This is a genomic window from Nocardia sp. CA-120079, assembly GCF_050955745.1.
Taxonomy (GTDB): Bacteria; Actinomycetota; Actinomycetes; order Mycobacteriales; family Mycobacteriaceae; genus Nocardia.
In genome coordinates, this window is record NZ_CP192088.1 from 6,078,522 (window position 1) to 6,093,731 (window position 15,210).

Here is a 15,210-nt window from a genome sequence, read left to right on the forward strand (position 1 = left end):
CTTCGGTTCACGCCGAGGGCCCGACGCCGTGCCGTGCAGAACGGCCGCGAAGCAGCTTCTCCTCGCGGGCAACGAGCGACAGCCGACCACCGGAGATCTGCACCCGCAGGCCAGCGGATCGGGCGAGAACGAGACCAACCAGTGCCGCCGCCACTGCGGAGACCGCCCCACAGGCGAAAAATCCGAACCGGGGGCCGTACCGTTCGGTGAGCCAGCCCACGATCGGGCCGCCGATCGGGGTGCCCCCGGTGAACACCATCATGTACAGCGACATCACCCGGCCCCGCATGGCCGGGTCGGTCTCGAGCTGCACCATCGAGTTGCCGGAAGTGTTGAAAGTGAGGCCGAGTAGCCCGACCACGGTGAGCATGGCCGTGAAAAGCCAGTAGTCCGGGGCGAAGGCGGTGACCGCCTCCAGCACGCCGAAGCCGATCGCGGTGGCGACCAGCATCCGCATCCGCACCCGTCCGCGCCGGCTCGCCAGGAGCGCGCCGACGAGCGATCCCGCGGCCAATGCTGTGTTGAGCAGGCCGTATTTTCCGGCGTCGACATCGAAGACGTGGTAGGCGTAACCCGACAGCACGGTCGGGAAGTTGTAGCCGAAGGTTCCGATGAAGCCCACCATTACGATCGGCCAGAGCAGTTGTGGATGCTCGCGCACGTAGCGAAGGCCTTCGCGCAGCTGGCCTTTCCGTCTCGGCAAGCGCGGCACCGGCGTCAACTCTGTTCGTCGCATCGCCAGTAGGCCGCCGATGACGGCCGCGAAAGAGCAGGCGTTGATCACGAAGGCCCAGCCGGATCCGACCGCGGCGATCAGGACTCCCGCGACCGCCGGTCCGACCAGCCGAGCGGCCTGGAAGTTGGCGGAGTTCAGGCTGACGGCGTTGCGCAGCCGCTGGCGGCCGACGATTTCCGGGACGAACGACTGCCGCGTCGGGTTGTCGACCACGGTCACCATGCCCAGAAGCAGCGCCAGCAGGTATACGTGCCAGACCTCGACCCTGTCGGTCAGCGTCAGGACGGCGAGTATCGCGGCGAGCAGCCCCATGGCTGCTTGGGTGATGACCAGCAGGCCCCGCTTGGGGAAGCGGTCGGCGATGACGCCGCCGTAGAGACCGAACAGCAGCATCGGCAGAAACTGCATGGCAGTGGTGATGCCGACGGCGAATGAGCTCCCGGTGAGACCGAGTACCAGCCAGTCTTGGGCGATCCGCTGCATCCAGGTGCCGGTATTCGAAACCACTTGGCCGGCAAAGTAATAGCGGTAATTGGGGACGGTGAGGGAAGCGAACATTCCGCCCGTGCGGTATGGCTGCTCCGACGCCGGTTCCGGCAGATCGGACCGAACTGAATCGGTGCCGGTGGTGGTGTTCTCGTAGTCGTCGGCGCGGGTCGCGGTCAAGACTGCCTTTCCTGCTGTTCAGCTCCTTGTTCGTTGGAGAAGCAATGTTCGGTTGCTACGGATGGGCCGGGAGCAGATGTGGCGCGGCGCCCATATAAACGACGGCGCGCCGCAAGCCCGGCGACGAACTTTTGTAGTAATCACACGGCTGGCAGATTTCCGATTGCCGCGCCACACTGCTTAGCCTATCTAATTAATTATAGGCGCTGGGCTCCGGTGATCTTGCCGACTGGTTGATCCACTAGGCATGCCTGAAGGTCTCCCAGATACGGCGGGTGCTATCGAGTCACAGAGTCAGCTCATGCCGGCGCCGTTGGAAGACAAAGGCGTACATGAAGGCGATCATGTTCGAACTCGACGCCAAATCCGCCTCGAAGCTGTCGTTGTCACCGCCCACGCACCCGCAGCACTCAGCGCGCAGTCCGACCATCAACCACCTCGAGGCGATGTCGCCGGCCGATAGCCCGCGCTCCCCCAAGGGAACTCACTTCAGCTGATCAGACCTCACAGTGCCCGCCCGCCCGACGGTGGGTGCGGGCGGTCTAGCAGGATGTCCACGAGTACATCGAGTACAAGGAGAAATCGAAGTGGAACGCATCGGCGTGATCGGCGGCGGCACCATGGGTGCCGGTATCGCCGAGGTAGCCGCCCGCACAGGCGGGTCGGTCCTGGTTCTCGAACGCGACACCGAGGCGGCCGAGGCCGCCGTCGGGCGTATCGAGAATTCCCTTGCCCGCGCGGTGAAGTCCGGGCGCCTTGAACAGGCCGCCGCCGACGCTGCCCGCGCCCACATCACGCTCACCACGTCGATCGACGATTTCGCCGACCGCGAACTGGTCATCGAGGCCGCACCGGAGATCGAAGCACTCAAGGCCGACTTCTTCACCAAGCTCGATGCCATCGTCTCCCCCGAGACCATCCTTGCCACCAACACCTCCTCGATCCCGGTCATCCGGCTGGCCAACGCCACCGCCAACCCGGGCCGGGTGGTGGGTGTGCACTTCTTCAACCCCGTCCCGGTACTGCCGCTGGTCGAGATCGTCGTGACGCTCAAGACCGAGCGTGCGGTCGTCGACAAGGTGACCGGTTACGCCCGCGACGTGCTGGGCAAGCGCACCATCGAATCCAAGGACCAGGCCGGCTTCATCGTCAACGCCCTGCTGATCCCCTACCTGTGCCACGCGATCCGCATGTTCGAAACCGGCTTCGCCAGCGCCGAGGACATCGACGAGGGCATGGTCAGCGGCTGCGCCCACCCGATGGGTCCGCTGCGCCTCACCGACACCGTCGGCCTGGATGTCACCCTCGCCGTCGCCGAATCCCTCTACGCCGAGTTCGGCGAACCCCAGTACGCACCACCGGTGCTGCTGCGCCGCATGGTCGACGCCGGATACCTGGGCCGTAAGACCGGCCGCGGTTTCTACACCTACTGATCCGTCATGGAATCGGCCGCCCACGACGAGTACGGGCGGCCACCACCGACGCAATCTGCTGCTCGATGGCGAGAATTCAACGGCGGTCAACGATTTCGATACCCGACGGAAGACGACGGTCAGGGCGCAGGATGGTAGGTGTGCAGGACAGCCTGCCTTTCCGAGCACGAAAACACGCGGACTTCACCGAATGTCGTCATCGGGTTTCGCCCCCGGCCTGCGGATGCAGTAGGTGGCGGGCGGGCGTACTGCATCCGCAGTACGCGCAACGGCCTTCAATCGCACGATGCCGACTACAGAGCCGTCGAACGACCATGGGGCATGGCGAAATTCCTGTACCGGCTCGGTCGGTTCGCGTTCGAGAAGCGGCGGCTGGTTGTCGTGCTCTGGTTGGGGGTTATGGCCGCGCTGGTGGCCGGGGCGGCCAATGCGCCGACGGCCCCGCCGGATACGTTCTCGATCCCGGGCACTGAATCCCAGCAGGCGTTCGATCTGCTCGGCGAGCGCTTTCCCGGCACCAAATCCGATGGTGCACAAGCGCGAATCGTGTTCGTGGCACCCGACGGCCAGCAGATCGGTTCCGAACCGAACAAGGCGGCGGTCGAGAGGATCGTCTCGAACGTGGCGGGCGGTGCGCAGGTGACCGGCGTACTCGACCCGTTCCAGACCGGTGCGGTCAGTAAGAACGGCACGACCGCCTACGCGACCGTGAGCTACGGCGTGACCAGCGACAACCTCACCGACGCCACCAAGTCAGCGCTCACCGACGCGGTCGACAGCGGCAAGGCCGCCGGGGTCACCGTGGAGGTCGGCGGGTCCGCGCTCCAGGCCAAGCCCGAAATGGGTGGCGCCACCGAGGTCATCGGCATCGCCATCGCGGCCGCCGTCCTGATGATCACCTTCGGCGCGTTCGCAGCCGCCGGCCTGCCCTTGCTCACCGCGCTGGTCGGGATCGGCGTCGGTATTGCCGCGATCGTGGCGATCGGCATGTCCACCACCACAACCACGCTGGCCATGATGATCGGGCTCGCGGTCGGTATCGACTACGCACTGTTCATCGTCTCCCGGTATCGAACCGAACGCGCCGAGGGATACAGCGCCGAGGAAGCGGCGGGCCGCGCCGTCGGGACCGCCGGATCGGCGGTGGTTTTCGCCGGACTCACCGTGGTCATCGCACTGGCTGGACTGGCCGTCGTCGGTATCCCCGTCCTCACCAAGATGGGTCTGGCCGCGGCGGGCACCGTCGCCGTCGCCGTCGCGATTGCCCTGACGCTGCTGCCCGCGCTGCTCGGATTCTTTCAGCGGGCGGTTATGCCGCGGGCATTCCGCAAAGCGCAAACCACTGATGCGCAGACATCGATCGACGGAAATACGCTGGCGGACAACCCGATTCAAGCGGAAAAGCCCGGTGTGGGCACGCGCTGGGCCACGTTCGTGGTGCGCCGCCCGGTGGCAGTACTGCTGATCGGCCTCCTCGGTATGGGCGTGCTGGCCTTGCCGGTGCGGAGCCTCGAACTCGGCATGCCCGGCGATGAATCGCAGCCGACCTCGACGACGCAGCGTCGCGCCTACGATGCGCTCGCCGCGGGGTTCGGTCCCGGATTCAACGGTCCGCTCACCATCGCCGTGGACGTGCAGGGCGTCGGCGATCCGAAGGCCGCGCTGGCGCAGGTATCCAGGACCCTGGCAGCGACCGAGGGCGTCGTCTCGGTGTCGCCCGCGATGTTCAATCAGGCCGGTGACGCCGCCATGCTCACCGTGGTGCCCGCGACGGGTCCATCGTCGGTCGAGACCAAGGATCTCGTGCACGCACTACGCGGTGAGGCAGGCGATCTGAAGGCAGCCACCGGTGCGACCCTACTGGTCACCGGGGCGACCGCCATGAATATCGACGTCTCGCAGAAGATGGCCGACGCACTGCTGCCGTATCTCGCGGTGGTGGTCGGGCTGGCGATTCTGTTGCTGATGATCGTGTTCCGCTCGATCGCGGTGCCGATCAAGGCAGCGCTCGGCTTCCTGCTGTCGGTCGGTGCGGCGTTCGGTGTGATCGTCGCGGTGTTCCAGTGGGGTTGGCTGGCGAACCTGATCGGAGTTCAGCAGACCGGGCCCGTGATGAGCATGATGCCGATCTTCCTGATCGGCGTGGTGTTCGGACTCGCGATGGACTACGAGGTCTTCCTCGTCACTCGAATGCGTGAGGCCTTCGCCCACGGCGAGAGTGCGGACAACGCCATCGTCACCGGATTCCGGCACAGCGGCCGGGTGGTGGTGGCCGCGGCGGCCATCATGATCGCGGTGTTCGCCGGATTCATCGGCGGCGGCGAACCGATGATCAAGATGATGGGGCTCGGGCTCGCGGCGGCGGTCTTCTTCGACGCCTTCATCGTCCGGATGACCCTGGTCCCGGCCGTGCTCGCACTGCTCGGCGACAAGGCCTGGTGGCTGCCGCGGTGGCTGGCCAAGATCCTGCCGAACGTGGACGTCGAGGGCGAGAGCCTGAACCGAATCGTGGCCGTCGAGCCGGTCCGGGAACTAGAGTCCGCCAACGCCTGAATAGCAACGCACTGGTAGGCCGTCCCAGCTGGGCGGCCTACCGGTCGCTTCGGAGCCCCTGCCGATTAGGGTTCTCAACGACAGGGAGGTGCGCACATGACCGCCGAATGGTCGCAATGGCCGCGTCGGCACAGCCGTGCCGTCGATGTGATCATCGCCATTCTGCTGTGCGCTCTGGCCACTTACGCGAGCCGGTTGGCCGATGAGGGCCACGGGCAGGGTCCGGTAGTGGTCCGTCCGGCGTCGCTCGCGGTGTTCGGATTGTCGGCGATGGCCTCGCTCACGTTGCTGTGGCGGCGACGGTCTCCGTCTACGGTGCTGGTGGTCACCACCGCCTGCGGTATCGCGATCGGCGCATTGGGTTTCGAGCTCTCTATCTTCACTGCGGGCGCGGCCTTCGTCGCGGCATACTCGCTCGGGCTGTGGTCATCGGATCTGCGCACGGCCAAGATCGCACCGGTGGTCTCGGGCGCGGCCTTGTTGAGCACCTCCCTTGTCCACAATTTCACGCCGGTGCTGACCGGCGGACGGATCTCGCTGATCGCCGGAGTGCTGGTGGCGGGTGCGTTCGCCGAAGCCGGGCGCAACAGACGCAACTACCTGGCGGCCCTGCACGCGCGAGCAGAACTCGCCGAACGCACCCGCGAAGAGGAGGCCCGGCAACGAGTCGGCGAGGAGCGGCTCCGGATCGCGCGCGAACTGCACGATATCGTCGCCCACCACATGGCCCTCGCACACGCCCAAGCCTCCACTGCCGCATACCTTTTAGGTAGCCAACCGGATCAGGCACAGGAAATGCTCGATCAACTGGCCGGCACCACCTCCGCGGCACTGCGGGAACTCAAGGCCACCGTGGGATTGCTGCGCGAGGACGACTCCGACGCCCCGCTGGAACCGACCCCCGGCCTGGCTCAATTATCCGAACTGCTCACCTCTTTCGAGCGAACCGGCCTCACCCTGTCGCTGTCGATCACCGGGGTGCCGCGGCCGCTCTCCCCCGGGGCGGACTTGACGGCGTACCGGATCATCCAGGAGGCACTCACCAATGTCACCAAACACGCGGGCAGCGCCGCGGCGACGGTGCGGCTCGTCTACTCCCGGCTATTGCTGACGATCAGTGTCACCGACGACGGCGGCAAACTACCCGAACCCGATCGCGGCGAACAGGATTCGGACAGCCAGGGCTACGGCCTGATCGGCATGAACGAACGCGCCATCTCCGTCGGCGGCCACCTACACGCCGGACGCAGACCGGACGGCGGCTACGAAGTCACCACCGAACTTCCGCTCGACCCACCCATAACCCCTGACCACGAGGACAAGACGCCATGACCATCCGGGTACTGCTGGCCGACGATCAAGCCCTGCTGGCCGGTACCTTCCAGCTCCTGATCGATTCGGCCGAGGACATGGAAGTCGTCGGCATCGCCGGAAACGGGCGCGCGGCAGCCGAACTGGCCCGAGCAGCCAAACCAGACGTGGTGGTCATGGACATCCGCATGCCCGGCGTCGACGGCCTCACCGCGACCCAGCAGATCTGTGACGATCCAGCCCTGCGCGCGACCCGCGTCCTGATCCTCACCACATTCGAACTCGACGAGTATGTGGCACAGGCTCTTCGCGCCGGGGCCAGCGGATTCCTCGGCAAAGACGTAGGCCCCGAAGAACTGTTGCGATCCATCCGGGCCGTCGCCGCGGGTGACGCCCTGCTCTCCCCGACCGCGACCCGCACCCTGATCGCCCGCTATCTCGCCCGCCCCGAAAGCCGCATCAGCGCAGCCGAATCCCTCGACGTCCTCACCACCCGCGAACGCGAAGTCCTCGCCATGGTCGCAGAAGGCCTGTCCAACGAGGAGATCGCCGACAAGATGTACGTCAGCCCACTCACCGTCCGCACCCACGTCCAGCGCGCCATGTCGAAACTGGGCGTCCAGAACCGTGCCCAACTCGTGGTAATCGCCTTCCAGTCGGGGCTGGTACGCGTCGAGCCGCCACGGCAGGACGGCACCCGCCACCCCTGAAATCCATCCGGCGATGCGGCACGATCAGGAGCTGTACAGCTACGCCCACAACCACGTTCGACACCGGACTGTCCATTCGGCGTCACGCTGAGGCGACCCGCTCATACGACCGATCGAACCGGTTGCCCAACACCGTGTAAGCCGCCAACCACCCACTGCTGGCCGCGATCTCACACAGCGGGCGGTCGCGGCGAACAGGAATTTCAGATCGGGCAACCGACTGGTGTCGCCTCGCCGAATCCGCTCGGAATGGTCGGTGAGATCGCCCACGACCTCCGCCCCATCCGCATACCGAGATTGCCAGCTCGTATCCTGCGGCCCGGCCTGCACGATCGCCATCACCTGATCGAGGATGTCGAGTATCTCCGTCGCCGCGGACTTCACTCCGCCAGCATGGCACGCCGGAACCCCAACTCCCGAAAGATGGCGAGTCTCTTCCGGTCAGCGAACTCGTGGTTCGGCTGTCAAGCGGCTCTAGCCCGAAGCCCGGGGGGATTCTGCCGGACAACGGCCCCCCGACCGCAATGAGGGCCAGATCGTTGGCGTTCTCCGTGAGATTCCGGTGAGAGTCGCGTGAAACATCGACGTCGGATGCTGGCAGCCGAAGAGATTCCGCCAGCGAGGAGTTGCACTATGGCTACATCGAAAGCAGTTGTCACCGTTGATGTCGCATCGGGTGATGTGCTGTGTCCGGCCTTGTCCACGACTGATCCGACGGCGGTAACCAAGGCCGTGCGCGCGGCATTGTTGGCAGGCACTGTGCCGGTGGGCATAGCGGTCGCTGCGGCCTCGGCCGGAGCGGTAGTGGAGTACTACACCGCAGGGACCACCGTGCCCGCCGCGACGACTGGGCTCGGAGCGGGGCTCGCCGGCGCGGTCATCGTCGACGAAACCGGCCGGTGCGCACGGGAAAAACCGGTGTCCGATGAGGATTTCGTCCTCGGGCAGTGCGATGCCGCAGGGACGCTGACCGTCCGGATAACCCACACCTTCGCCAATGTGCGCGACTTCGGTGCCGGGGGCGACCAGTCCCGCGACGACTGGCCCGCCATCGACGCGGCACGGCGGTCGTTGACCAGCGGCACACTGTACTTTCCGGCAGGCAACTATCGGACCAGTCGACCGATCTACCTGGGCAATTTGAACGGCATCGAACTGCGCGGCGCGGACAAGGACCTGGCCGATATCCGGTTCTTCACCGGACACGGCCCCGCGATCTGCATGTCGGCACCGATCGGCGGGCACCTACCCACCGGCGATGCGCTGCTGACCGGGCCGGGCAGGGCCGGGGTGCTCGACTCGAGCGAGGCCTGCACCCTCGACCTGCGCGACACCGCCGTCGTCGACCTCGATGGCGCAACCGAATTCGCCATCGAATGCACGGTGGCACCCGACACCGTCAAAGGCGCCTGTGCGGTGCTCACCAGCTCCGGTAAGCGACTGCCGAGCGAGTCAAAACACAGCGCCTTCAGGCTGTTCCTCATCGAGGCGCCGGGCGGGTTCACAGTGTCGGCCACCGCACGAATCGGCACCGAAGATGTGACGGTGGAGCACAAAACGCCCATCCCACTCGGACGCCCCACCTACCTCGGACTTGTATGGGACGGAACGACGTTGTCGCTGTACATCGGCGACCCGGGCGCCACCACCTCCCGGCATACCGCGAAACCCAAGTCTTCAGCCAACACAACGTTGACCCAAGCCGTCGAGGAAGGCGTCTACCTCGGCATCTACAGTGGCAACAGTTGGCCCGCCTTCGCGCCGTTTTTCAAATCCTTCACCGGGCGCATCGACTCGATCCGTATTTCCGACCGGGCCACCATCACCGGCCCCGAATTCACCGCGCCGACTGCGAAATTCCCCACCGATGACGCCACCAACCGGGGCCGCACCCGGCTACTCATAAATTTCGACCGGGATGTCGACGTATTCACCGTCGGGTACACCTGGTACCAGAGCAACAGCGCGATGCCGGTCTATCTGCTGTATCTGCGCGACAACCAAGCCGGGTGGTGCTCGGCGCAAATACGCGACATCACCGTCCAGTCCCTCGGCATCGGCATCCAGGGCCAGGTGGCCGCGGGTTCACTGATCGAGCGTGTGCAGATCTTCGCAAGGGACGGAATCCGGCTGCACAATTTCAGCTACCTCACCGGCCTGGAGTACCTGTCGATCGGCGCACAGCGAATCGGCATCGGACTGGACCAGACCGGGCTGATGAACATCAAGCGGTACACCTCCAGAGCCGCCCAGTACGAATTCACCGCCACCGGCCAGGTCGGGGTCGTCGCACGGGACTGGTACATCGGCGCGGGCACGAAGTCGATCGTCCCGATCCTGCTGAATGGTGAGCGCCGCAGCTACTTCCACGGCACCGGAATCGCGATCACCGACGAAGACCTGAGCCGGGTGACCCCGGACAAGCACGTTCGGGAAGCCAGCGTGATGACCGCGAATATGGGTGAGGTCACCTTCGAATCCTCGATATTCGAGGCGGTCAAATCTACCGGACGGCCGTGCCCGCCGGTTGTCATCGACTACTCCGCGATAACCACCAACGGCATTATCTCCCACGGCAATTCGACCTTCATCAACTGCGGGTTCGAACCCGGCGCATTGGCCCCGGCGCACATCATCTTCTCCGGCGCGACCGCGCCGTTCCCGGTGCGGATGATCGGCAGCCGCACCACCAACCCGAACATCCCGTGGACCCAGCCACAACACCGCCCCCGACTGTCGTTCGTCGGCGGCTGTGTGTCCAGCACCGACACCGGGTTTACCCAATGGCAGGGCACCCGCGACTGGGTATTCGCCATCGAAGCCGCGACCGGCACCCCGAGCGCCGTCGAGCGGGAACGTCAGGCGACCATCACCCCCGCCCCGGGCGCGTCGGTCGACCTGGCCACAGTGGCACTACCGACCGGGACCGTGCGCTGCCGCGCCGAGGTACTCGCCACCGGCCCGAACGGCCAAGCCGCACTGTGGATATTGGAACAGGCGTTCACCGGCGGCACCGGATGGTCGGACACCACCCGGGTGGTCAGCTCCACTGGCACCGACGGCGGGACCGTGCCGTCAGGCTGGCCAGTCCCCCAGATCGTCACCGCAGCAGGCAATATCGTCGTCCGCTGCACCGCGCCGAGCGCGACGGTAGTCGGCTTTACCGTGAAACTGAATGCGCTCGAAGGGATCTCGGCCTAGTCGCAGATTGCGGCTTCACGATCACAGCTAGGCCAGTGCGGCCGGAATCGTCACCGCACTCAGCAAGGCCACCATGGCCCGCTGGCGGGAACAGCATCCGGACGGGCAGGGCAAACACTCGTCCTACACCGATCCCGACGAACACGGCGCGCGTTTCCTGCACCCGATCAACGGCGTGTGAATAGAGCTTCCGATGTCGGGTCGTATGTCACAGGGATGCTCTTCGCGTCCCATTAACCCACAAATCGCGTCGATACCAATCGGTATCGACGCGGTCGAGTTGGGAACGCTTTCACCCGCAGTACCGCGGGTACTGCAGTGTTGGCATACGGCAATGGGATCGTCCGCTTTTGCAGGTAGCAGGAATGCCGGTGCGGGGGAGACAATAGATGCTCGATGTTACGTGCACCACCAGTATTGGGGTATGTCCCTGACATGCGCCGTGTCCGTTCAGCGGGGTGCCCGAAGCGGGCAGTGCCGTTGTGAATGCACCCTTTGCGCCCTTTTTGTTGGAATAACGGGCAGCCTGCCGAAATTTTTGCCTCGATATCCGATTCGTGACCAGGGACTCGATGAAAACCCACGGTAACGACCAGCCCGGAATCTGTGGAGCGAGCCTACCTCGGGCCGCGCCAGTACTGGAGGGTCCATGACCGATACCACTGCTTCGGTCACCGAAACGCCGAGCCAGGCCAGGCCGCATCGCTGGGGCTTCGGCATCGACGTGGGCGGTAGCGGCGTGAAGGGCGGCGTCGTCGATCTCGGCACCGGGCAGCTGATCGGCGACCGTTTCAAACTCCCGACCCCGCGGCCGGCCACTCCGGAGGCACTCGCCGACACGATCCGCGAGGTGGTGAAGCACTTCCAGTGGGACGCGCCGCTCGGTGTCACCTATCCGGGTGTGGTCACCGGTGGCGTAGCCCGTACCGCCGCGCACCTCGACAAGTCTTGGATCGGGGTGAACGCCCAAGAGGTGATCAGCGCCGAACTCGGCGGACAGCCGGTGACCCTGCTCAATGACGCCGACGCGGCGGGATTGGCCGAAGTCCAGTTCGGCGCCGGCAAGGACAATGACGGCGTCATTGTGCTGCTGACATTCGGCACCGGCATCGGTTCGGCGGTGATCCATAACGGGGTGTTGTTGCCCAATACTGAATTCGGTCATATCGAGGTCGGCGGGATGGAAGCCGAGCGTCGGGGCGCCGCGTCGGTCAAGGAAAGGCGCGCCTGGAGCTACAAGCGATGGGCCCCGGAGGTGACGAAGGTGCTGGTCGCCATCGAAAACGCGATCTCGCCCGACCTGTTCATCGCCGGTGGCGGGGTCAGCCGCAAGGGCGACAAATGGATTCCGTTGCTGAAGAACCGCACGCCGGTGGTGGCCGCCGCGTTGCAGAACACCGCAGGGATCGTCGGGGCAGCAGTGGCTGCGCGTGCCGATCCAACGCGCGCAACCAGCCCGCTCGGCGGCAGCGGTCGTCCTCGCTGGGTTTGATCAGCGGGACCCGGCGTGGTGGTGGATGTTGAACGCGAGAAAGTCACATCCCTGCCCTTGACGGTGAACAGGCAGCGAGGGTCAGAACTGGACGCTGGCGTGCATTTCCCAGACCAGGATCTCGGCGGGCTCGCTCGCGGTGACCTGCTGGCCGCCGGTAGCGGTGAAGCGCACGGCGTCTCCGGTATGCAGCGGGCCGGCACCCTCCAGTGTCACCGCACCGCGGGCCACGAACAGGTGCAGGAACGGCGCGTCGGGCAGGTACACCGACTGTCCTGGAGCGAGCCGCGCGGCGTACATGGCCGCGTGCGAGTTCCGGATCCGGATCGCGGCGTGGCCGTCATGTGCGCGCATACCCGAAGCGACCGGCACCAGACTACCGGACAGCAGTTCCGCCTCGATCTCGAGCTGCTCGTAACCGGGGGTGATACCGGCCTCGTCAGGTACCACCCACATCTGCACGAAGTGCACCGGGTCCTGGTGGACGTCGCCGCTGAGCCGCCACGAGTCGTTCTTCTCCGAGTGCAGGATGCCGGTGCCGGCGCTCATGCGCTGGGCCAGGCCGGGGTAGATCACGCCGTTGTGGCCGGTGGAGTCCTGGTGGACCAGCGAGCCCTCCAGCACCCACGTGACGATCTCCATGTCGCGGTGTGGATGGGTGTCGAACCCCATACCGGGATCGACGACGTCGTCGTTGTTGACCAGCAGCAGCCCATGATGAGTGTTGGCCTGGTCGAGATGGTGGCCGAAGGAGAACGAGTGCTTGGAATCCAGCCAGCCGAAGTCGGAACTGAACCGGTCCTCAGCGCGGCGGATGTCGACGGTGGGAGTCAAGTCGATGGTTCTCATGATGTGCCCTCTCCAAGATCGGCCCCGGCTGGTCGCCGACCCGCAATTTGGTTTCCATGGAAACTAACCTTCATCGGAGCGGAACTATTTCCGCCAGCGATCACACCGCACCCGGTTGTGGTGTCCAACTTGTTAGTTGCCATGTCCGCCAAGGCCGGACTTGGCCACTGTGCGGCGCGACCCGAAGGGCCACAGTCCGTGGTCATCCCGGGTCGTCTATCTTCGCTACCAGCGCATCCGCTGCGTTCGGTGCGCGGTGGAATATGTCGGATGATGCGGACGAGCGGATGCGTCGCCGGAGAACGTCGCATGCCTCAGCGGACGTGGTGGTGCCATGTGCTCGAGCGTGGTCGGGCCGTTGTCGTTTCGTCTTCTTGCGGGTCACACGGGTCGAAGCTGAGCACCCTCGTGGTGTTGTGGGCCACGCGGCCCATAGTCGAGGTCTGCTCCTCTGTTGCTGCTGGAAGTGACCGGGGCGAGGGAATCGAGGGGATCCATGATGGATTCGACGAAGATCAGCGTGTCATTGGGTGCGGACAGGGCATTGTGCAGCTCCGCTGGAGTTCCGGCGGTGAACGACCGTGCTGTGGTGTCGGGGCGCAGCACTTTCGGCAGATCCGCGTATGCCCACGTGGCGATGTCGTTGTAGGACTCGGTCTTGCCGAGGTAGCCGCGCTCGATGGTGTATCCCCCGTTGTTGATCAGGAAGATCACTGGCTTGTGGTCGTATCGCAGGATGGTCGAGAGTTCCTGCGCGGTCTGCTGGAATGAGCCGTCGCCGACGAACAGCAGGTGGCGCCGCTCCGGCGCTGCGGTCAGCGTGCCGAGCAGCGCGGCAACGGAATAGCCGATCGAGCCCCAGTTGACCGATCCGACGAAGGTGCAGTCGGGCGGGAACTGCAGGCCGAACAGGGCATATGACGTGCCGTTGTCAACGAGTAGCACGTCCCCGGGCCGGATGTAGTCCTGGATCGCCTGCCAGTACACAGCCTGTGTCAGGTTGGCAGAGCCGTCGGTGTGTACGCGCGGCGCGGCGTGCCTGGGTCGGCTCGTGGCGCGGTCGGTCACGTGCGGCACCGCATCGATCACGCCACGGAGAACTTCCGCGAGCGTTACCGCTTGGTAGTTGTCATTGCCGACGTCGACCGAGTGTCCCCGCAGGTGGATCGTGTCGGCGGGCAGCGAGGCCGTGAAGTCGCCCGTGGTCACTTCGATCGGTCGGTAGCCGATGCAGAGTAGGCAGTCGCTGGTCTCGATCGCATCGAGGGTGTGCTGCGCACTTGCCTTGCCGTTGTAGACGCCGAAGTAGTAGGGGAATGTCTCGTCGATCACCGCCTTGGCGGTGCTGCTCACCGCGACCGGAAGTTGCATTTTCACAGCGAGTTCCATGACCTGGGCGGCGACGCCGAACCGGTCGGCGTCCAGATCCACCAGAATCGCCGGTGACGTTGCGTCGGACAACTGGCGCGCGACCGCGGCGATGCACGAGGCCAACCGTTCGGGGTCGCTGGACGGTTGTTCGAGGGCCAGCGGCTCGGTCGGAACTTCGATGTCGAGGTAGGCGATGTCGGACGGCACCTCCATGTACACGGGCAGTTTCTCCCGCCATGCGGTGAGAATCAGCCGGTCGATCTCGAGCACCGCGTTGCGTGGGGTCAGCCTGGCCTGCGCGGCAGTCACCTGCGCGAAGGCGCCGAGAAAGCGGTCCCAGGTCCCGTCGGCCATCGTGTGATGCATTCCCAAGCCGCGATCGATGGACCGCAGCGGAACCGACCCGCAGATGCAGACCACCGGAACATGCTCGGCATAGCAGCCCGCGACCCCGTTGATCGCACTCATTGCGCCTACAGCGTTCGTCACGAGCAGCGCGCCCATGCCATTGAGCCGCGCGTAGCCATCCGCCGCGTAGGACGCGGTCAGCTCGCCGCAAGTGCCCACCCATTTTATGGTGCCGCCGTCCTCGAGTTGTTGGAGCAATTCGAGGTTGTAGTCGCCGGGGACGCCGAACAGGTTGTTTATCCCCGCCTCCGCTAGACGGCGAAACAGATAATCGCCGATCGTCATTCGTCGGATCTCGCGCTCAGACATCATGTGCTCCTCCGAATCATCATCGGGCCACGGTGACGTCATCGGTTCGAACTGGCCGACCCAGGCCTGGGACGACACTCCGAGTCGCCGCGGAGACGTCCGAGCGCGTGGCTCGCACCGGCCGGGCGGCGGCCAGGGAACAGTCGATGAACACTGTTAGCAATCTGTTAG

Annotated in this window: 9 protein-coding genes; 6 read left to right on the forward strand and 3 right to left on the reverse strand. The window is 65.3% G+C overall.

What is annotated here, in order from left to right:
- Positions 1–7: 7 nt before the first annotated feature.
- Positions 8–1,402, reverse strand: coding sequence for an MFS transporter (locus ACQPYR_RS28165; RefSeq protein WP_433621961.1), 1,395 nt, complete (start codon positions 1,400–1,402; stop codon positions 8–10).
- A 587-nt stretch (positions 1,403–1,989) separates the two neighbouring features.
- Here ACQPYR_RS28165 and ACQPYR_RS28170 point away from each other — a divergent pair.
- From ACQPYR_RS28170 to ppgK, 6 genes are all read left to right on the forward strand, one after another.
- The gene (locus ACQPYR_RS28170; RefSeq protein WP_433621962.1) at positions 1,990–2,835 is read left to right on the forward strand and encodes a 3-hydroxybutyryl-CoA dehydrogenase; all 846 of its coding nucleotides are present in this window, start codon (positions 1,990–1,992) and stop codon (positions 2,833–2,835) included.
- A gap of 321 nt (positions 2,836–3,156) precedes the next feature.
- Positions 3,157–5,388 (forward strand): MMPL family transporter, encoded by a 2,232-nt coding sequence (locus tag ACQPYR_RS28175; RefSeq protein WP_433621963.1) that lies wholly within the window; start codon positions 3,157–3,159, stop codon positions 5,386–5,388.
- A 96-nt stretch (positions 5,389–5,484) separates the two neighbouring features.
- Positions 5,485–6,720: a sensor histidine kinase gene (locus ACQPYR_RS28180; RefSeq protein ID WP_433621964.1), complete on the forward strand. Its 1,236-nt coding sequence runs from the start codon at positions 5,485–5,487 to the stop codon at positions 6,718–6,720.
- Positions 6,717–7,409, forward strand: coding sequence for a response regulator (locus tag ACQPYR_RS28185; RefSeq protein ID WP_433621965.1), 693 nt, complete (start codon positions 6,717–6,719; stop codon positions 7,407–7,409). Before ACQPYR_RS28180 ends, ACQPYR_RS28185 begins: the two co-directional genes overlap by 4 nt.
- A 633-nt stretch (positions 7,410–8,042) precedes the next feature.
- Positions 8,043–10,610, forward strand: a complete 2,568-nt coding sequence (locus ACQPYR_RS28190) for a glycosyl hydrolase family 28-related protein (protein WP_433621966.1) — start codon at positions 8,043–8,045, stop codon at positions 10,608–10,610.
- 649 nt (positions 10,611–11,259) lie between these two features.
- Positions 11,260–12,102, forward strand: coding sequence for a polyphosphate--glucose phosphotransferase (gene ppgK / locus ACQPYR_RS28195; protein WP_433621967.1), 843 nt, complete (start codon positions 11,260–11,262; stop codon positions 12,100–12,102).
- Between the two features lie 81 nt (positions 12,103–12,183).
- Here the strand turns inward: ppgK and ACQPYR_RS28200 are convergent, their stop codons facing one another.
- Positions 12,184–12,951, reverse strand: coding sequence for a pirin family protein (locus ACQPYR_RS28200; RefSeq protein WP_433621968.1), 768 nt, complete (start codon positions 12,949–12,951; stop codon positions 12,184–12,186).
- Between the two features lie 381 nt (positions 12,952–13,332).
- Entirely contained in the window at positions 13,333–15,042 is a 1,710-nt protein-coding gene (locus ACQPYR_RS28205) for an alpha-keto acid decarboxylase family protein (RefSeq protein WP_433621969.1), read from the reverse strand.
- Positions 15,043–15,210: the final 168 nt, after the last annotated feature.